Origin of the sequence: Bacillus sp. FSL W8-0645 (genome assembly GCF_038007905.1) — a bacterium.
GTDB classification, from domain to species: Bacteria; Bacillota; Bacilli; order Bacillales; family Bacillaceae; genus Bacillus; species Bacillus pumilus.
The window spans coordinates 1,119,237-1,138,386 of record NZ_JBBOYC010000001.1; the positions used below are offsets into that span (position 1 = coordinate 1,119,237).

The 19,150-nt window shown below is 41.6% G+C and carries 18 protein-coding genes and 1 pseudogene; 11 read left to right on the forward strand and 8 right to left on the reverse strand.

The features are described from left to right. Positions 1-165: 165 nt before the first annotated feature. Positions 166-1,719, forward strand: coding sequence for a fatty acid--CoA ligase family protein (locus tag NST39_RS05560; RefSeq protein WP_341027430.1), 1,554 nt, complete (start codon positions 166-168; stop codon positions 1,717-1,719). 87 nt (positions 1,720-1,806) lie between these two features. Here NST39_RS05560 and NST39_RS05565 read toward each other — a convergent pair whose 3' ends face one another. Next, positions 1,807-2,214, reverse strand: a complete 408-nt coding sequence (locus NST39_RS05565; RefSeq protein ID WP_106067175.1) for a sporulation protein — start codon at positions 2,212-2,214, stop codon at positions 1,807-1,809. A gap of 177 nt (positions 2,215-2,391) precedes the next feature. Here NST39_RS05565 and NST39_RS05570 point away from each other — a divergent pair, with 177 nt between their 5' ends. Further along, positions 2,392-3,675, forward strand: a complete 1,284-nt coding sequence (locus NST39_RS05570) for a M48 family metallopeptidase (RefSeq protein WP_113768381.1) — start codon at positions 2,392-2,394, stop codon at positions 3,673-3,675. Between the two features lie 36 nt (positions 3,676-3,711). Here the strand turns inward: NST39_RS05570 and NST39_RS05575 are convergent, their stop codons facing one another. From NST39_RS05575 to NST39_RS05590, 5 genes and pseudogenes are all read right to left on the reverse strand, one after another. Then, positions 3,712-4,857, reverse strand: coding sequence for a serine alkaline protease SapB (locus tag NST39_RS05575; RefSeq protein WP_341027431.1), 1,146 nt, complete (start codon positions 4,855-4,857; stop codon positions 3,712-3,714). Between the two features lie 561 nt (positions 4,858-5,418). Next, positions 5,419-6,003: a histidine phosphatase family protein gene (locus NST39_RS05580; RefSeq protein ID WP_065098916.1), complete on the reverse strand. Its 585-nt coding sequence runs from the start codon at positions 6,001-6,003 to the stop codon at positions 5,419-5,421. 61 nt (positions 6,004-6,064) lie between these two features. Further along, positions 6,065-6,676, reverse strand: a complete 612-nt coding sequence (locus NST39_RS19950) for a methyl-accepting chemotaxis protein (RefSeq protein ID WP_404841025.1) — start codon at positions 6,674-6,676, stop codon at positions 6,065-6,067. 144 nt (positions 6,677-6,820) lie between these two features. Continuing rightward, positions 6,821-7,360, reverse strand: a pseudogene (locus tag NST39_RS19955) (protoglobin family protein); the annotation flags it as partial. 91 nt (positions 7,361-7,451) lie between these two features. After that, a complete protein-coding gene (locus NST39_RS05590; RefSeq protein WP_341027432.1) occupies positions 7,452-8,984 on the reverse strand; it encodes an FAD-dependent oxidoreductase in 1,533 nt (510 codons plus the stop codon). A gap of 145 nt (positions 8,985-9,129) precedes the next feature. Between NST39_RS05590 and NST39_RS05595 the strand changes: the two genes are divergently transcribed. Beyond that, positions 9,130-9,990: an SDR family oxidoreductase gene (locus tag NST39_RS05595; RefSeq protein ID WP_113768384.1), complete on the forward strand. Its 861-nt coding sequence runs from the start codon at positions 9,130-9,132 to the stop codon at positions 9,988-9,990. A gap of 63 nt (positions 9,991-10,053) precedes the next feature. Here NST39_RS05595 and NST39_RS05600 read toward each other — a convergent pair whose 3' ends face one another. Next, a complete protein-coding gene (locus NST39_RS05600) occupies positions 10,054-10,284 on the reverse strand; it encodes an IDEAL domain-containing protein (RefSeq protein WP_003210924.1) in 231 nt (76 codons plus the stop codon). A 289-nt stretch (positions 10,285-10,573) separates the two neighbouring features. Here NST39_RS05600 and NST39_RS05605 point away from each other — a divergent pair, with 289 nt between their 5' ends. From NST39_RS05605 to NST39_RS05615, 3 genes are all read left to right on the forward strand, one after another. After that, a complete protein-coding gene (locus NST39_RS05605; RefSeq protein ID WP_003212419.1) occupies positions 10,574-11,152 on the forward strand; it encodes a competence protein ComK in 579 nt (192 codons plus the stop codon). Between the two features lie 149 nt (positions 11,153-11,301). Next, a complete protein-coding gene (locus tag NST39_RS05610) occupies positions 11,302-12,414 on the forward strand; it encodes an alanine racemase (RefSeq protein ID WP_341027433.1) in 1,113 nt (370 codons plus the stop codon). Positions 12,415-12,729: 315 nt separating this feature from the next. Next, positions 12,730-13,212, forward strand: a complete 483-nt coding sequence (locus NST39_RS05615; RefSeq protein WP_044140709.1) for a hypothetical protein — start codon at positions 12,730-12,732, stop codon at positions 13,210-13,212. Positions 13,213-13,247: 35 nt separating this feature from the next. On the opposite strand, the gene pdxR is transcribed toward NST39_RS05615, so the two are convergent. After that, entirely contained in the window at positions 13,248-14,687 is a 1,440-nt protein-coding gene (pdxR, locus tag NST39_RS05620) for a MocR-like pyridoxine biosynthesis transcription factor PdxR (RefSeq protein ID WP_341027437.1), read from the reverse strand. 144 nt (positions 14,688-14,831) lie between these two features. Between pdxR and NST39_RS05625 the strand changes: the two genes are divergently transcribed. The 5 genes from NST39_RS05625 (at position 14,832) to NST39_RS05645 (ending at position 19,150) form a co-directional block, all read left to right on the forward strand. Then, positions 14,832-16,001, forward strand: a complete 1,170-nt coding sequence (locus NST39_RS05625) for an MFS transporter (protein WP_341027439.1) — start codon at positions 14,832-14,834, stop codon at positions 15,999-16,001. Positions 16,002-16,065: 64 nt separating this feature from the next. Next, on the forward strand, positions 16,066-16,341 hold the full coding sequence (locus tag NST39_RS05630) for a barstar family protein (protein ID WP_044140712.1): 276 nt from the start codon (positions 16,066-16,068) through the stop codon (positions 16,339-16,341). Positions 16,342-16,507: 166 nt separating this feature from the next. Beyond that, complete coding sequence (locus NST39_RS05635; RefSeq protein ID WP_065098909.1) at positions 16,508-17,458, forward strand: ABC transporter permease; 951 nt, start codon at positions 16,508-16,510, stop codon at positions 17,456-17,458. After that, positions 17,451-18,401, forward strand: coding sequence for an iron chelate uptake ABC transporter family permease subunit (locus tag NST39_RS05640; protein ID WP_065098908.1), 951 nt, complete (start codon positions 17,451-17,453; stop codon positions 18,399-18,401). Before NST39_RS05635 ends, NST39_RS05640 begins: the two co-directional genes overlap by 8 nt. Continuing rightward, complete coding sequence (locus tag NST39_RS05645; RefSeq protein WP_044140715.1) at positions 18,392-19,150, forward strand: iron ABC transporter ATP-binding protein; 759 nt, start codon at positions 18,392-18,394, stop codon at positions 19,148-19,150. Before NST39_RS05640 ends, NST39_RS05645 begins: the two co-directional genes overlap by 10 nt.

Consider the following 19,150-nt stretch of genomic DNA (forward strand, 5'->3'; position numbering starts at 1 on the left):
CAAGCACGGCTAGAGATAGCGGTGCTTTTTTGATTGAAAGAAATGAAAGCGATTTACATTTGATCTTGTGGATTTTTTCGATTGTCTATTATAATAGAAAGGAGGAATGTTTGGCCATAAAATGAATGGCTATTCATTCATTGATGACATGTAAGGGGTGGGAGAATGGATTTGATCAAAAATCTAGAGCAGACGGCGATGACGAAGGGAGAAGATATCGCACTGATCTTTGAAGGAAATCAGTGGACCTATCGAGAGCTCATGACAAGTATCGAGCGCTTTGCAGATGGTTTAGTGAGCGAAGGGTTTCAAGCTGGGGATCATATCGCGCTTATTTTAGGAAATTCACCGCATTTTGTCATTTCTTTTTTTGGTGCCTTAAAGGCAGGGCTTGTCGTAGTACCAATCAATCCAACATACACGCCTAGTGAAATTGGCTATATGCTGATTACAGGTGATGTAAAAGGGATTGTTACCCCTGAACAGCTACTGCCAGTGTACGAGCAGGTGTACGAACAGCTTCCGTCTATTGAACGGGTGATTATTTGTGCAGAAAATGAATCTGCGTGCAGATCAAGTTTTAAGGAAGTATCTGATCGACTTGTCTTCTTTGGAAAGCTTGTGTCTGGTCATGCGAAAGAAAGCGTACATCCTTCTATTCATCAGGACGATACGGCAGTTATTTTATTTACATCTGGCACGACAGGAAAACCAAAGGGTGCGATGCTGACTCATTTTAATCTGTATTCAAATGCCAGGGACGTTGCTGAGTACCTATCCATTGATGAAAAGGACAAGGTGATTGCCGCATTGCCGATGTTCCACGTATTTTGTTTAACGGTTTGTATGAATGCACCATTGATTCATGGCGCGACCATCTATGTTCTGCCGCATTTCAGCCCATCAGAGCTTTTGCGTATGATGGAAAAAGAGAAGCCAACGTTATTTGTTGGTGTTCCGACTATGTATAACTATTTGTACCGCCAGGAAGGGCATGAGAAAGCAATGTCCTCTGTGAGGATTTGTATATCAGGCGGTGCCTCAATGCCTGTTGCTTTACTTCACGGTTTTGAGAAAAAATTTGGTGTCACGGTGCTGGAGGGTTACGGATTATCAGAGGCTTCCCCAGTAACTGCATTCAATCCTCTTGATGGAAAAAGAAAACCCGGTTCAGTCGGGACCGACATTATGAATGTGAAAAATAAGATTGTGAATGAACTGGGAGAAGAAGTCGGTCCAAATGAAGTCGGAGAGCTCATAGCAAAAGGGCCAAACATTATGAAAGGCTATTATCAAATGCCAGAAGATACTGAAGTTGCACTAAGAGACGGGTGGCTGTACACCGGTGATTTAGCGAGAAGAGATGAAGAAGGATACATTTATATTGTCGATCGGAAAAAGGATATGATTCTCGTTGGCGGTTATAATGTGTATCCAAGAGAAGTAGAAGAAGTGCTTTATCAACATGAAGCTGTAGCAGAAGCCGTTGTCATCGGTGTGCCAGATCCGAACACCGGAGAGGCTGTCGTCTGTTACATTTCCCCTAAGAAACATGCTCACATCGATCAAGAAGACATCATCACACATTGTTCACGCTTTTTAGCGAAATATAAGCAGCCCCAAACGATCCATTTCATAGATGATATTCCAAAGAACACAACAGGTAAAATTTTAAGAAGAGCACTAAAGGAAAAGTATCAAGCAGAGGAAAGTAAATAAAAAAAAGGGAGTCTTTTATGAAGAGACTCCCTTAGTGTGTACAGGTTCTATCACGCTGATAAGAAGACAAAGGGATAAAATAAAATTTCAGCCCTTTTGAATGGCTTCTTTTAACTGTTTCTGAAAAGAATTAGACTGTTTTTGATTCAGCTCATAATAAGTCCCATCTACTAAAAAAACGACCTGCGAACGGTTTGTCCAAAGCTGAAAGGTGGTGCCGTTTGTTCGGCCGTACATCACCTTGGCAATATAATCTGGTTTCTTTAAATTTTTCTTGAGATGATTGCTTGTTTGTTTACCTTTGTTTAAATCTTCTATTAAATCTTCTGCTGTGTCCTTATCATCTATTTCATAAGAAATGGACTCTTTTTCAGATGAAAGGAGCAATTTTTCTGCTCGATTCTCATCAAAGATTTCGCTCGTCCGGCTGAATACATAAAAGAAGGTAATAAGTAAAAGTCCAAAGATTACAACTCCTGCAAGGATTTTCTTCATTTCGATCCTCCAACTCTCTATTTTATATGTAGCATCTCCGATTTTCGAGTAGCATAATCATTTTTTTCGTGAAAGCTTTTTCAGATAGGGCATGCTATGATGGAGCCACATGAGACAGGTTCTAAACAAAATAATGGATGATTAGAATAGAGAGAGGGATGGAAAGGAGGCTGACCTGTGCGAGTACGTAAATGGGTAGTTCTTGCAACGGTAGCATACATATTGTACGGTCTTTTTATTTATTCTTATTTGTTTCTATTTGGGGATGCATCAGTTCCTGACAGTGTAAAAGGAACAAGTGCAGATCCGCATACCTTTATGACAAGCCATGAGCTTGTCATCAGCGAGAATTTCTCGAGATTACGTAACTTGCTATTTTTCATGACAATTCCATTAGATTGGTATGTCTTTTTTCTTCTGCTCATTTCAGGGTTTTCACGAAAATTAGCAGACTGGAGCCTGGCAGCAGCTCGTTTCACATTTTTAAGTAAACTTGTATATGTGTTTGTGCTGTCGCTTTTGACAATGCTGATTTCACTTCCCATTAAGTGGATTGGTTATCAGCTGTCTTTGCACTACGGAGTATCTGCTCAAAGTACGGCAAGCTGGTTTAAAGATCAAATTCTAGATTTCTGGATTCAATATCCGCTTCTTGCCCTATGTGCCATTGTATTCTTTTGGCTTATTCAAAAAAGAAGAAAGCGTTGGTGGTTGTATGCCTGGTGTTTGACAGTTCCATTCACGCTATTTCTCTTCTTTATACAGCCGGTCGTCATTGATCCGTTATATAACAATTTTTATCCACTAAAGAATCAAGCTCTTGAGAACAAGATCTTAACACTTGCAGACAAAGCTCATATCCCAGCAGATCATGTATATGAGGTCAATATGTCTGAGAAAACGAACACGATGAATGCTTATGTCACAGGGATTGGTGAAAATAAGCGTATTGTGTTATGGGATACGACATTGCAAAAGCTGAAAGATCGCGAAATTTTATTTATCATGGCACATGAAATGGGACATTACGTCATGAAGCATGTCTATATAGGATTAGCAGGATATCTAGTACTGTCACTTGCGGGATTTTTTGCGATTGACCGTCTCTATTTTTATTTCTATCGTAAGAGAGCAGTTCTATTTCGGCTGAGGGATCCGCGCGACATCGCTGCTCTTCCGCTTCTTCTCATTATTGTATCGATGCTGTCATTTGCAGCATCACCTTTTACAAATGCAGTTTCAAGACATCAAGAACGTGCAGCTGATGAGTATGCGGTAAACCTGACAAAAGACGGAGAGGCAGGGGTGACGTCTTTTCAAAAGCTTGCAAAATCAGGGCTGTCTCAGGTGAATCCACCACTTTTAGTGAAGGTCTTCCGCTACGGGCACCCAACTATGATGGAGAGAATCATGGAAATGGAAAAAGCAGCGGAAAAAGAGGAAACGTCGAGGAAGCAATAAATAAAAAATCCGGCTGCATCAGCCGGATTTTATTTATTAGTTAGAAGCCGCTTGAACGTTGATTAACCCTTTTCCGTAATAGAAGGAGTTACCAAGCGGTGTTGCCGTGTTTTCTAAGCGCTGGCGAACCTGAGAAGTTGATAGATTCGGGTACTTAGAAAGGATAAGCGCTGCTGCTCCTGCTACATGAGGAGACGCCATAGACGTTCCAGTATAAGATGTGTATCCACTGCTTGGTACTGTACTTAAAATAGAAGTACCAGGTGCAGAAACATCTAATTCAGGACCTGCGCTGGAAGACGAATTTCTGACATTGCTGCTGTTTACATTGGCAACAGCAATGGTAGAATCATATTTTGCTGGATAGCCAACTGTACTTGTAGAGCCAGTGGAACCTGAGTTACCTGCAGCCGCCACAACAACGACTCCACGGTTATTCGCTGTATCAACGGCATTTTTAAGCGCTGTTGAACCGTTCGGTCCGCCTAAGCTCATGTTGATGACATCCATATTATTGGCTACTGCCCATTCAATACCACTAATGATCCAGCTATATTGTCCGTCGCCATAACGGTCTAATACTTTAACAGCATATAGGGAAGCACTTGGAGCGACCCCAAGAACACCAATTGTGTTATCAAGGGCAGCGATAGTTCCGGCTACGTGAGTTCCATGTGATTGAAAGTCTTGGGTGGCATTTGGTTCTGAAGGGACGAAGCTGGCACCGCCTGCAACATTTAAGTCAGGGTGTGCAGCGTGGATGCCCGTATCAAGGACAGCTACTTTGACATTAGCACCTTTATAACCTTGAGCGTGTACAGCTGGAGCTTTGATTTGAGGGATTCCATAAGGGACGGTTTGTGCATATGCTTCTGCTTTGTGGTCTTCTTCTACGTAAGCAATGCTAGGGTCATGTTCAAGTTTTTTTGCGGCTTGTTCGGACATCTTTACTTGTGCGGCATTAATGAGACGATATTGCTTTTCAAGTTTTCCACCATTTTGAGTGACGGCTTGTTTCTTAGAGCTGTTTGTAGTGGCAGAGGCTTTAAAGCCAACAATATAGCTCTTTTCACTATCTGACTTTGAGGCCGTCTCGGCATTTGCCATGGAGCCTCCAAACCCTGCTGAAAACAAAAGAGGGACAGCCAATAAAACACTTGTCATCACATTTTTCTTTTTCACGCACAATCCACATCCCTTTTTTCTTATTTCAGAATAATCATCCGTAGTCGATAAGAATGATCCGTTTGACTATTCTGTATATTCAGTTTAAGGGAAGTAGGCAAATAAGAGTAGACCTGAATTTTTGTGAAAGTCCTAGCGAAAAGTGGGGAATTAAGTCACTTGGAAATGATGGTAAAATATGTTTATTCTACTATTTCAACGGTTATCTATTAAAAAGGAAGTGTGCTTTTTTTCTTATGATCCATTTTCGGAGAAATATTCGATACCCGAAAAGCCTTAAAATAGGTAGAAACGTCTAGCATCTATTTCGAATTTCGATATAAAAAAATACTATTTTATCATTGTTTTTGTCATTTAAAAAGAACCTGTTTATATAACAGGTTCTCAGATTTTAGCCCTTTGTCTTCTTTTCAGCGTGATAGAAAACCTTTGCAGTCTAGGAAGGACGAGCACTGGCGCGGAGCAAATTTGCAATTCGTGAGCACCAGCGCACAGGACTGACAACGAATGCGAGGGTTTGTCTACACGCTTAAAGAACCTGTTTACATAACAGGTTCTTTAAGTAGGAGAGGATTGAGTTAAATGGCTGACCACGTTGTAATCAAGCACCTTCCATTTACCATCTTTCCATTCCACATAATTTAAGCAAGCATTGACGAGCCTCGTGTTCTCAAGACCAAGATGTTCACCCGCTATGGTGGTGAGTAAAGCATGGATGGCAGCGCCGTGTGCCACGATCAGGACTTGTTGATTCGGATAGGCTGCTCTAACTTTCTCAATGCCTTCTACCATTCGATCTTGAATTGTCTCAAGCGGCTCCATATTTGGATACTGTTTATCTGGAAAAAGCTTTTGGCGCTCCTCAAATGACATGCCTTCAGCATCGCCATAATCACGCTCAATGAAATCATCCATGATGACAAGAGGCGCATCTACATGTTTTAAAATCAAGTGTGCTGTTTCTTTTGCCCTTGTGAGTGGACTGGAAATGACAACATCCCAACGGGCATTCTTCAAATAAAGGCCCGTTTGTTCAGCCTGCCATTTACCAGTATCATTTAAAGGGATATCTGTTCGTCCTTGAATTCGTTTCGCTGCATTCCAATCTGTTTCCCCATGTCTGACTAGGCAAATTGTTGTCAATTAAATCCCGCCTTTTCTATCTTTTCTTCTATTATACTAAAGCAGAAGAAAAAAGACTGGATCAGCGATTTGTGAGACTTGTTAAGGATTCGACTGAGCTGGCAACTTGGGACACCGTTTGTTTGACTTCCTTCAATTCGTTCAGGAAGGTTTGAAGGTCTATTTCAATTTTTCCATTTTGATTTTTGCTTAAGTTCATGCTGCTGACGATATCATCGAAGAGCGAATTGATTTGAGTCATTTTTTCTTTACTATCTGTCACGAGTAAATTCACGTCCCCAATGTGCTGAGACACAATGGAGATTTGTGAATTGGTATTGTTGACGAGTTCAGATACGGTTGAAACCGTTTTCTTTGTGTCCTCTGATAATTTACGAACCTCGTTTGCGACGACAGCAAAGCCTTTTCCGTGTTCGCCTGCTCGTGCAGATTCGATGGAAGCATTTAAAGATAACAAGTTCGTCTGCTCTGCAATGCCTGTGACAATCCCAAAGATTTGTTCAATCTGTTTGGCGATTTCTTCTAAACGTTTAATTTCTGTTTCAATCTTTGTCATGCTGCCATCAATTTGGTTCATTTGTGTTTGTTGAATCTCTAATTCTTTTTTTCCGCCAATCGATTTTTCCTCGACCTGTGCTGAAATTTGCGTTCCAGCTTGCGACATGTCCGCCATCTCATCAGATTTTGATACAAGCTTGTCCACTGCATTTGTTGTGTTTGAGAAGAGAGATGCAAGCGAATTTGATGTTTCTGTGATTTTTGTATGGAGCTCCTGCTGCTGCTGTTCTGCTTCATCACGAATTTTAGAATATTCATTTTGGAATGTATCAAGGACAAGCTGCTGCTCTAAATTTAAGATTTTCGTCGTCGCTTTGACTGCTGTCTGATATTCTTTGAAATCTTGGATATGCTGAGCAAATAAATCCATAATTGATAGCAGAAGGTCCTGGAATGCTGCCATATACCACTTAGGCTGGAGGCCAATCCGTAAATGAACTTGCGCAATTTTAATTCGTTTTGCCACATAGGCTTCATCAACCACACCTGCAAACATTTCACTAATATGAATGCGGAGTGTTTTTTTCAAACGCTCGACAGAACTATTATCCTGAATGATATGCATCAAGGAAGACTCGACTTCTAAATTTTTATAAAATTTATCAACGATACGTGCAATATCCTCCTGAACAATTGGATTGAGCTGTTTTAGAATCAATAGGTCATGCTGCGTCAGGTCTATCATTTTGATTTGTTTCGCGATATCCGTATTGTCAGAAAAGTTGATACGTTTTATCCCATCATTCTGCTGTGTGAAAAAAGCAGTGTTTTTTCTTTTCGTCTCTTTTTTAAATAACAATGTTTTTGTCCCCCTATAATCATCACAAATTATCAGACTTTATATTATCTATCGGATAATATTGGATTTTTTAAAGGGAATCAGTAAAATTTTACTGTTCTTTATAAGACCTTTTTAGTGGTTTCTTTGCTGGGCCTTCTACTACCTCTCCAGTAATGGAGAAACGTGAACCGTGACACGGGCAATCCCAAGTGCGGTCACTATTATTCCAAGCGACTTCACAGCCTAGGTGAGTACACGTTGTATCGACAAGAAAGATGTTCCCGTCCTCTGATTTAAAGGCGCCACATTTTTTATGTTCATAAGAGACAATGCCGCCTTCTCCTGGCTTTAAATCATCAATGGTTTGATCGGTTCGTTTTAATTTACCACTGATCAGCTTGGCAGCGACATTGCTGTTTTCTTTAACGAAATCTTTGACGAAAGAATCAGAAACAGGTCTTGATGGCGTAAAAATGGATTCGTATGGATTCGATTTTCCTTCAATCAAATCACCGATAAGAGTAGCTGCCGCGTGGCTTGTCGTCATGCCCCATTTTCTAAAACCGGTCGCAACAAAGATATTTTGATGGTGTTTGGTTAGGCGGCCAATGTAAGGGATTTGATCCATTGTGACCATATCGTGGGTAGACCAGCGATACAGCACCTCTTCAATTCCAAGGGTAGCGTCTCCAAACCTTTCTAGTCCTTCATAGTGAGCAGATTCATCCCCGCCTTGTCCAGTTTTATGACCTTCTCCTCCGATGAGAACCACTTCCTCACCATGCCATTCTGCCGTTCTTAAAGAATGAGCAGGCTGGTCGATCCCTAAGTACATTCCATCTGGGAGCGGCTTCGTTGTTTTGGCTGCTACCACATAAGATTGCTCTGGGTGAATGCGCGTGAAATAAAGTCCTTTTCCATCATAAAAAGGAAAGTGCGAACAGGAAATGATATAGCGGCCTGTCAGGTGATGGTCGTCTTTTGTGACGACAGCAGGGCGGTTTCCTTCTTTCACGTCAACAGCAGTTGTCTGTTCATAAATACGTACACCTCGCTCTAGGAGCTGGTCAATGAGTGCATTGAGATAATGAAGGGGATGGAACTGTGCCTGCTGTGTCATTGTTAGGGCAGCCTTGATGTCAGCATCAAAAGGAAGCGCTGTTTTCCATTCTCGATCAATCCCAAGCTGTTTGTAGGCATCTAATTCCTTTTTTAATTTTTTTACACCGCTTTCTTCCTTTGTATAGAGGTACGCATCTTTGACTTCTAGCTGACAATCAATGTCGTACTTTTTGACGCGAGCTTGAATCAGCTCTTTTGCTTTCTCATTTGCTTCTACATACAAACGGGCTTTGGGCATACCAATTTGCTGAATCAGCTCATGGTAGTACACATCGTGCTGTGAGGTAATCTTAGCTGTCGTATGTCCGGTCGTACCTTGCAGCAGTTGATCAGCATCAATGATGATGACATCCAGCCCGCGTTCTGTCATTTCAAACGCGGTAGCGATACCGGTAATACCACCGCCAACAATGATGACATCTGCTGTGAGATCCTCATCTACTGCAGGAAAAGAATGCTTTTGACTATCCGCTATCCATAATGATTTTGCCTGTTCCAATCCTTTATGTTCTTGTTCCATACTGTCGCCTCCAGTTAGTGACTTGTTGTGTATAATTTTTCCACAATGAAGAAAATCATACATTTGAAAGGAAACTAGTTCGGCATACATAAAAAAATAGCTAACACATAAAAATAAACAAGATAAAAGGAAGGAGTGGTCAGACGTGTCAACAAAGCAGCCGAAGAAAACATTGCCGCCTCAGCATCAAAGTGAGCGTCCAGGTCTTGAATATAAAATGAATCCAAGGCCTGTTTTTGATCGAGAGATGCCGGATAAAAAGTTAGCAGGGAAAACAGCTATTGTGACAGGTGGAGACAGCGGGATCGGAAGAGCAGTCTCGGTCTTATTTGCGAAGGAAGGCGCCAATGTCGCCATTGTTTACTTGAGTGAACACCGCGATGCAGAGGAAACGAAGGACTATATTGAAAAGGCGGGAGGCCGCGCCATTTTAATTGCAGGTGATTTAGGAGATGAGTCGTTTTCAAACGAGGTCGTCAAAAAAACGAAGGATGCTTTCGGTTCCATTGATATTTTGGTGAACAATGCCGGGGAACAGCATCCGCAAAAAAGCATTGAACAGATTACCTCACATCAGCTTCTTCGAACATTTCAAACGAATATTTTTGCCATGTTTTACTTAACAAAAGCGGTACTTCCTCATTTAAAGAAAGGAAGCAGTATCATTAATACCACATCTGTCACAGCCTATAAAGGTCATGAAACCTTGATCGACTATTCATCTACAAAAGGGGCAGTCGTGACATTTACGAGATCATTATCTTTATCGCTCATTAAGCAAGGGATTAGAGTGAATGGGGTAGCCCCAGGACCCATTTGGACACCGCTCATTCCATCGACCTTTACGGAAAAGGAAGTCTCTGAATTTGGCGGAGATGTTCCAATGGAGCGTCCTGGTGAGCCAGTAGAGCTTGCACCGAGTTATTTATTTTTAGCGAGCGAAGACTCCTCTTATATAAATGGACAAATCCTGCATGTAAATGGCGGAACCATTTTAAATGGATAAACAAAAAACTTGCGGTAAAGAGACGAGTTGCTGCCCTCTTTGCCGCAAGTAAAATCATCATGATTAATGTAAGCAGTGTTCTGCATATTGAGCTGACAGGTCGTTGAATCGTTTTTCATCACGCTGATCCAGTGCCTTATCAATCTCTTCTCTAAGGAAGGTTAAGCGCTGTTTATAAAGCGCCTCATCTAAAACCATTTGAATATAGATGTCTAAAATCGTCACGCCGTTTTCTTCGGTTTTTTGGGTGTTGCGGGACTTCATGAGCTCAGCATACGTTTTTTTCTCTTTCATAAAGAATCCCCCCGATGCCTTTTTTATAGTATATGGATTGGCGGAGAAAAAATCAACAAGAATTTATAATTTTTAGACAATTTATTTTTGAGCGAAATCGACACCTCTTGTCCGATCGACACAATGTGATATATCTTTAAAAAAGGCTTTTCGATAGATCGAATGGACTAAATAATACGATAAAAAAATGATTTTTAATAAATTTTGAAAAAATCCTGTCGTTTCTTATATGTTGGTGATAGATTAATAGTATCTAAAATAACCAAAAATTAACACAGGAGGAAATGAAGTGTCAGGAATTAGTGAAACACCTTTAGATTCATACGTCATTAATCAAACAACAATGGCGATCCTTCCGGTTGAAGAAGGAAAAAGAGTATATTCAAAAGTCATAGAAAGAGAGACAAGCTTTTACGTTGAATTAAAGCCCCTGCAAATTATTGAACGCAGTTGCCGATTCTTCGGCTCAAGCTATGCAGGCAGAAAAGCGGGAACATATGAAGTAACAGGAATTTCTCACAAGCCTCCCATTGTGATTGACTCATCCAATCATCTGTATTTCTTCCCAACCTATTCATCCAACCGTCCTCAGTGCGGTTGGATCTCCCACAAATACATTCATACCTTCCAGGAATCATCCCTCGGAGACACGGTGGTCATCTTTACAAATGAGCAAACCGTCAAACTCGATGTCTCATATAAGTCATTTGAGAGTCAGGTGCACAGAACAGCGTATCTCCGAACGAAATTTCAAGATCGCCTTGATGGTGGTCTTCCTAAAAAACAAGAATTTATGCTGTATCCAAAGGAACAACAGCTCAACCTTGTATATGATTTTATATTAAGGGAGCTTCGGAACAGATATTAACTAAAACCAGCGGCAGCACAGCCGCTGGACTCCTTATGAAGCGAGGGTTTAGCATATCAAAAACATTGATAATTATATAAAAAATTATATAATTTAATTGAAATGTATAGATTTTTATGTAATGTGCAGCAGTGAAAGGGGATATGATGATGAGTTATGATGAACTAGATACACCGGCGCTATTAATTGATAAACAGGTGATGATGGAGAATCTAGCTGCTATGCAGCAATATGCGGACCGTCAGCAAGTCAAACTGCGTCCTCATACGAAAACACATAAAACACCTAGTCTTGCAAAGGTGCAGGAGGAGATGGGCGCATCTGGCTTAACTGTAGCGAAAGTAGGGGAAGCGGAAGTGATGGCAGCGCATGGGCTAACAGATATCTTTATCGCCAATCAAATTGTAGGTGAGACAAAGCTGAAGCGAATTCGAAAGCTGGCAGAGTCGATACACATTTCATTTGGAATAGATTGTGTAGAGCATGTGTTTCAAATTGAAGATGTCTTTCGTGGAGCAGAGAAAAAAGCGGAGGTTTTAATTGAGATAGAGGTTGGAGAAGAGAGGTCTGGTGTCATTGAAGAGAATGATTTCCGTCAAATCTTGCAGGCGATAAAAACATGTGACTTCGTTCATTTAAAGGGGATTTTTTCTCATGATGGTCATACATACAAGGCGGAAAGTAAAGCGCATTGTCAAACATTATATGAAGACGCTGTGAATCGAACGCTTCGGTTTGCACAGATTGCAAAAGAATCAGGCATGCTGCTAGAGGTAGTGAGCATAGGATCAACACCGCCGTTCTTATTTCAATTTGATATTCCAAAGGGAGTGACCGAAATCAGACCAGGTAGTACTTACATCTTCATGGATGCCTCTCATTCCAATGTGATCGGCACTTTTTCACATTGCGCAGCAGCTGTCCTGACGACGGTGATTAGTAAGCCAACAAAGACTCGTATCATAACAGATGTTGGAGCCAAAGGGCTCACGGCTCAAACCCGTACAAAAGGGCTGACGAAAACAAAGGGACTAGGTAAGGTAAAAGACTTTGATGATGTATTTGTTTCCAGTGTATTTGATGAGGAGCATGCCATCATTTATCACGAAGGCTTTCGTCAGACTGTCCAGATCGGTGAGAAGGTGCAAATCATTCCAAATCATATTTGTCCCGCTGTCAATCTCCATGAAAAAGCCTATCTCATCCAAGATGGTGAAGTAGTCGAAGAGCTTGACATTGCTTGTAAAGGTAAACTTCAATAAATCAACAGGACAAGGCGACTTCGTTGGGGCATCATTATGATGACACGACAACATCCACCATGCACATGAATTTGTTGAAACCAAATCCATATATCCAGTCGTCTATTGAGTGTGTGTCGGTAGACTGTCCACCAAATGACAGAGAAATGTGGATCCTTAGACGTATTTTTAAGCAATTATTCATAAATCACAGAAGTGACACGAGCCGTCTGTTACAATAAAAGAAATCATTTCTTGCAAAGTGTTCGTATGTGGTAAAGGATCCTCCTATTTTGACCGATATGAACGAATGGGAATAAGAAATGGAGGCTCTGTATGAAAAAACAATCGCAATTGCTGCTGTTATTCACCTTGACAGTGACCTTACTAGCAGCCTGTCAGCAAGCAGGTCAATCGCCTTCAAAACAAGACACAAAAGCAGCTGCGTATGAACAATGGGTTCAGCGTTATATGGATGAGTTAAATGAAGCTTATGAAAACATGACCGACCAATTTATTTCAGATGGACAGGGAAAGATCCAAGCAAATAAAAAATTGAAAAAGGCGACGAAAGCCTTTGATCGTGTGATTCAAAAGGGGCTTGCTCATCAAGAAGTTCCAGCCGCTTATCAAAAGGCAGATGAACAATTAAAGACAGGTCTTCATTCATTTGAAAAAGGAATTGGTCAGGTGGAGCAGCTATTAAAGCGCCCAGATCAAGAAAAGCTGTTTATTTCCGCTACTCATCATCTCCAAGATGGATTGCAACAGACAGCTGCATTTATTGAAGAAGTAGGCCGCATTCAGCAATCAACATAAAAAAGCTTGGAAGGCGGCGGACTTCCAGGCTTTTTTTACATATAAAGTATTTGCTTTAAGCGCTGCACACCATCTTGAATCATGTTTTCGTCCGTACAAGCAAAGCCTAGCAGTAATCCCTTTCGATTGCTCTCAAAACAATAAGGACTTAATGGATAAATGCCAATACCTGCTGCTTTTGCTGCCTCAATACTGCCTTTTTCGTCAAAGTCTGGCGCTCCTTCCAAAAAGACATGAAGACCGGTATCTGTTCCATAAATATGAAAGTGCTTGTCAAATTGTTGTGTCAAAAGGGCATCCATCATGGTAGCCTGTCTTTTTTTATATAGCTGTCTCATTCGCCTGACATAACGCGTAAATTCTCCTTCTCTGAAAAAAGAGGCGAGGGTGATCTGTTCCATAATGGGCAGCTGTCTTTGAATGAGTGATTGCAAGGAAGCGATTTCTTTTATGATCGCTTTGGAGCCGATAATGGCAGCAAGGCGGATGCCGGGTGCCAGTACTTTGGAGAAGCTTAAGATATAAATCACATGGCCTGATGCTTCTGAAAATAATGAAGGAAGCGGTCCGCCATGATAACGATAATCTCCATCAAAATCATCCTCTAGTATATAAGACTGATGGCTGACGGCAAATTTCAGCAGCTGCTGCCTTCTGTTGACGCTCATACATACACCGGTTGGACGCTGATGGGAGGGCGTCACCGCAATCAGCTTTGTTCGCCGTGGCAATGTATTCACCATCATTCCTTCTTCATCGACGGGCGCGGGATAAATGTTCATTTCACGATGCATAAAGGAAAGCCTTGCTCCAGGAAAGCCTGGATCTTCAACAGCTACTGTATCGCCTTTTTTAAGCAATACCTGTGAAATCAAATCAATGGCTTGCTGCGTGCCTCCTGTTAACACGATTTGATCCTCTTCTACATCGATACCGCGTTCTACAGATAAGTATTGGCGTATTTCTGAACGTACTTCCCATAAACCATGCGGGGAGGAATAGCCCCAATCTTTCATCTCTAATCGCTGTAAAGCTTTCATGAGCGAGCGTTTCCATATGTTTTGGAAATGTTCATCGATGGCTGGTTCCTGATGACGAAAATCAATATCAAGCTTTTCATGAAATTGATTGGCCGACAGCCAGTGGTTCATTTGTTTCTCCGCCTCTTGAAAGTGTGGTCTTATTGGAAGAGGAAAAGGAGGCTCACCTTGATGGGGAGCGGAGGCTGCATAGTGGTCACTCGAAATAACCTTCGTACCGCCTCTTCTAGATGTGCTGACATATCCTCTTGCCAGCAGTTCATCATAAGCAAGCTGTATAGTTGATCTTGATACATTGAGCTCCTGTGCTAATACGCGTGTCGGTGTTAACTGATCATCAGGATTCAGTTTTTTGGAATGAATTTGTTGAATGATCCCAGTCACGATTTGCTGCCAGAGCGGGGTAGTACTTGAGCGGTCTAAATAAATATACATCGGGCACCTTCTCTCATTGTCACATATAACATGATGATGACACGGAAATATGGAGTGGTCAACAGCGTCATTTTTGGATATAGGAAGTAAGCCAAAAGGTGTGTACACTGTTCTCATATGCTTATGACTAGAGGAGAGAGTGAAATGATCCCTGCATCTAAAGAAGAAATCGCACCCCTATCCATCATTCCATTTATATTTGTTTTATTTGGTCTTTTTATGATTACGACCGCAGTGAACCTGCAGGTGCCCCTTTATACGTTGTATGCCGAACAAGCAGGGTACGGAAAAGCAGCTACAGCCTTTGTATTTGCTGCATATGTCTTCGGACTGATTCCAGTTTTGCTTTTTCTTGGCGGGATATCTGACCGGGCTGGACGCAAACTGGTTTTATTGGTCGCACTTAGTTTTTCGTTATGTGCTACCTTATTGATGATCGTACATCCTACCATTCAGATGCTCTTTTTGGCCCGGCTGCTGCAAGGGGTGGGGCTTGGCCTGAGTGTTGGTACATGCACCGCTTATTTGATTGCTTTATATCCAGAAAAATCAAGCTGGATTCCAACTTTTATTGCGTTATGCAGTTCGGTTGGCTTTGGGGGCGGTGCTCTTTTTACGGCACTTCTTTCTTTTAAGCATGTGTCGCTTGCGCCGCTTAGTTATTGGATTGTGCTTGGCTTTTTAATCCTAACGATCGTGGGTGTCTTCTTTTTCGTTCCACCTGTACAAGGAGATTCAGGTAAACGGATGATGAATATGCCAACATTTCCAAAAGGAACAATGCCAGCGAATGCAGCGATTGCTGTCGCGTGGTCGGTGTGCGGCCTCGTCATTTCGGTTTTGCCAGCACAGCTTAAATTGAATGGATATGAATTATGGGTAGGTCCGGCACTGTTTTTGATTAATATGGCAGGTGTCCTGATGCAGCCTTTTGTTCGCAAAATGAATAGCACAGCAGCGCTCCTTGCCGGATTTATCTGTCTTCCATGCGGATACGGTCTCTTGCTATTTGGAGCAAATAGTGGGTCCATCATTCTTGTGCTTGCCGGAACGATGATTGCGGGTACTGCCTGCTATGGATTTACTTATTTAGGTGGTCTTCAGCTTATTGTCGAGCGGGGAAAAAAGGAGGCAGCTAGAGCCGTTGCAGGTTTTTATTTGTTTGCCTATTTAGGTCTGGGACTTCCAAGTGTTTTTGTCGGGCTTTTCGCTGATCTGTACGGAACCCAGATGGTGTTAACCGTCTTTTTCTTGGTCGTTTTGGCAGCTTGTCTCACCCTTTTGATCTCAAGTGTCAGACAGAAACAAAAGTGAGGAGTCTTGCTTTCTCTTTTTCCTTCCATTCGTTTAAAATAAAGGCATGAGAGGGGAAGATGACATGAAAAAAGTGCAGCTGGACGGCGCATCGTGCAGGTCGCAAGAAGAGCTTCATGACCAACTAAAAACAGTTTTACACCTTCCTGACTATTACGGGAAAAATCTTGATGCCCTATGGGACTGTTTGACAGGAGAAGTAAATCTGCCAGTAGAGCTAACATGGGTGAATTTTGACACAAGCAAGGACGCTCTTGGCGAGTATGCAGAAAGCGTAAAGCAGTTATTTCAAGAAGCAGAAGAGGAATTGAAGGGACAATTTCAAGTGAGTATTCAATAATGGTGAAAAAGCAGCCGCTACCGCAGGCTGTTTTTTTATGAGTTTCCGTCTTTCTCATTCTGCTATTTGAATATTTTACTAGATGTGATAATATATGAATTGTCGTTTAATTGATAATGATAATCATTTTTATTGGGAAGAGCTTGATAGAAAGTGAGAAACCAGTATGAAGTTGTATCAATTAAGTTTATTATTTGTATGTTTGGCATGTGTATCACTGTTTGTCGGTGTACAGGATCTGTCCATTTTACAGCTGTTTCATTTAACAGATGAACAAGTGCATACGTTAGTTTCAAGTCGCATCCCGCGTCTCATGAGTATTGTGCTTGCTGGCATGAGCCTTAGTTTATGCGGCTTTATTATGCAAAGCATGACGAGGAATAAATTTGTTTCACCAACCACTGCAGGAACGATGGATTGGGCGAAGCTTGGTATTTTAGCAGCAATGCTTGTTTTTACACATGCGAGCCCGCTCATGAAAATGGGAATCGCGTTTCTATTTACTTTAGCTGGGAATCTTCTTTTCTTAAAAATCCTGCGGCATATTAAGGTGAACGATACGATCTATGTACCTTTAGTCGGTTTAATGTTTGGCGGGATTGTCAGTTCAATATCTACGTTTATAGCCTATAAATATGATCTGATTCAAAACGTATCCGCATGGCTTCAAGGGGATTTTTCTCTTATTGTTCAGGGGCGTTATGAACTTCTCTATGTGAGTGTTCCACTATTGATCATCGCGTATTTATATGCTGACCGCTTTACAGTGGCGGGAATGGGTGAGAGCTTTGCCATCAACTTAGGTTTAACGTATAAACGTGTGATGGCGGTTGGTTTGGTGATTGTTTCGATGATTACATCTGTCACCATATTAACTGTCGGGATGCTACCATTCCTAGGCTTAATCATTCCGAATATTGTATCGATCTACCGCGGCGATCACTTGAAAAAGAGCCTTCCGCATACAGCCTTACTAGGAGCCATTTTTGTTCTGATTTGTGATGTGCTCGGAAGGGTAATCATTTATCCATATGAAATTTCAGTTGGGCTCATGGTAGGCATCATCGGAAGTGGGATCTTCCTGTACATGTTATTAAGGAGGAAACACTATGCATAAGAAACGAACATTATGCCTGATTGCAGCCATTGCAGCCGTGCTGATCGTGATTTTCATTACCTTTCAAATGGGGTACTGGCCGTACACAGTGCCAAGTCGATTAAAGAAAGTGCTGGCGATGACATTGACTGGAGGCGCGATTGCCTTTTCATCTGTTGTCTTCCAAACCTTGACCAACAATCGAATCTTAACGCCGAGCATACTGGGTTTAGACGCACTATACTTGTTTTTGCAAACAGCGATTATTTATCTGTTTGGCTCGACCAATTTTATGATCGTCAATAAAAACCTGAATTTTTTCCTTTGCGTTGGGCTGATGATTCTATTTTCTGTGCTGTTATATACGGTGATGTTCAAACGCAAAAATAAACACATTTTCTTGCTTCTGCTTGTTGGTATTGTCTTTGGGACATTGTTCAAAAGCCTTTCTTCTTTTATGGAAATGCTGATTGATCCAAATGAATACCAGGTCGTACAAGATAAATCCTTTGCAAGCTTTAATCACATGAACACAGATATCTTACTCATTGCTTCTGTTTTATTTGCGGCGCTGTGCCTTTATATTTGGACATTCCGCTCCAAATTAGATGTCATGTCACTTGGGAAGGAGCATGCGGTGAATCTGGGAATTGGCTATGACAGCATCACAAAAAAGATGCTGATCGTGATAGCCGTTCTTGTGTCCATCGCAACAGCACTTGTCGGACCGATTACGTTCCTCGGCTTACTCGTCGTAAATGTCGCACGAGAGCTCTTTCGGACGTACCGGCATACATACTTGCTACTAGGCTCTTTTTTCATCAGTGTGATTGCCCTTGTAGGCGGGGAGTTTCTTGTAGAAAAGGTATTTACTTTTCAAACGCCGCTGAGTGTCCTGATTGATTTAGTAGGCGGGTTGTATTTTATTTACTTACTTTTAAAGGAGAGTCGCTCATGGTCGTGATGAAGGGAGTCAGTAAGACATATAACGGAAAAACAGTGCTTCACAAAACAACTGTCAGTGTGAAAAAAGGACAGCTGACCTCTCTCATTGGTCCAAATGGAGCGGGGAAAAGCACACTTTTATCAATCATGAGCCGCTTGATTCAGCCAGACTCAGGTGCAGCTTATTTAGAAGACAAGCCATATAGCGCGTACCCACCACAGGAACTAGCAAAAAAGATGAGCATTTTAAAGCAGGCCAATCACATGAGTGTGCGCCTGACCGTTCGAGAACTTGTCAGCTTTGGTCGTTTTCCTTACTCACAGGGCCATCTGACAAAAGAGGATGAGAAAATGATTGATGTGTCCCTCCAATACATGAGGCTTGCCGATATCCAGCATCAATATGTAGATGAACTGAGCGGAGGACAAAGGCAAAGAGCCTTTATTGCGATGGTGCTGGCTCAGGATACGGATTATATTTTCTTAGATGAGCCTTTAAACAACTTGGATATGAATCATTCTGTTGAGATGATGAAGCTATTTAAGCAGCTCGTCAACGATCTTGAGAAAACGATTGTTGTGGTTCTCCATGATATTAACTTTGCATCTGTGTATTCCGATCATATCGTCGCTTTAAAAGATGGTCAGGTGATCAAAGAAGGCGGAGTAGAAGAAGTGATTCAAGCAGATGCACTTGAACAAATTTATGACATGCGCATACCGATTGAAGTCATTCACGGTGAGCGTATTTGCTTATATTTTTCTTAA

Excerpts from the sequence above, each read along its gene's own strand:
- NST39_RS19950 (WP_404841025.1), bottom strand. The coding sequence starts at position 6,676 with ATGGCGGACATGTCGCAAGCTGGAACGCAAATTTCAGCACAGGTCGAG.
- NST39_RS05565 (WP_106067175.1), bottom strand. The coding sequence starts at position 2,214 with ATGAAGAAAATCCTTGCAGGAGTTGTAATCTTTGGACTTTTACTTATT.
- NST39_RS05610 (WP_341027433.1), top strand. The coding sequence starts at position 11,302 with ATGAGTTATGATGAACTAGATACACCGGCGCTATTAATTGATAAACAG.
- NST39_RS05635 (WP_065098909.1), top strand. The coding sequence starts at position 16,508 with ATGAAGTTGTATCAATTAAGTTTATTATTTGTATGTTTGGCATGTGTA.
- NST39_RS05560 (WP_341027430.1), top strand. The coding sequence starts at position 166 with ATGGATTTGATCAAAAATCTAGAGCAGACGGCGATGACGAAGGGAGAA.
- NST39_RS05645 (WP_044140715.1), top strand. The coding sequence starts at position 18,392 with ATGGTCGTGATGAAGGGAGTCAGTAAGACATATAACGGAAAAACAGTG.
- NST39_RS05615 (WP_044140709.1), top strand. The coding sequence starts at position 12,730 with ATGAAAAAACAATCGCAATTGCTGCTGTTATTCACCTTGACAGTGACC.
- NST39_RS05600 (WP_003210924.1), bottom strand. The coding sequence starts at position 10,284 with ATGAAAGAGAAAAAAACGTATGCTGAGCTCATGAAGTCCCGCAACACC.
- pdxR (WP_341027437.1), bottom strand. The coding sequence starts at position 14,687 with ATGTATATTTATTTAGACCGCTCAAGTACTACCCCGCTCTGGCAGCAA.
- NST39_RS05625 (WP_341027439.1), top strand. The coding sequence starts at position 14,832 with ATGATCCCTGCATCTAAAGAAGAAATCGCACCCCTATCCATCATTCCA.
- NST39_RS05630 (WP_044140712.1), top strand. The coding sequence starts at position 16,066 with ATGAAAAAAGTGCAGCTGGACGGCGCATCGTGCAGGTCGCAAGAAGAG.
- NST39_RS05640 (WP_065098908.1), top strand. The coding sequence starts at position 17,451 with ATGCATAAGAAACGAACATTATGCCTGATTGCAGCCATTGCAGCCGTG.
- NST39_RS05590 (WP_341027432.1), bottom strand. The coding sequence starts at position 8,984 with ATGGAACAAGAACATAAAGGATTGGAACAGGCAAAATCATTATGGATA.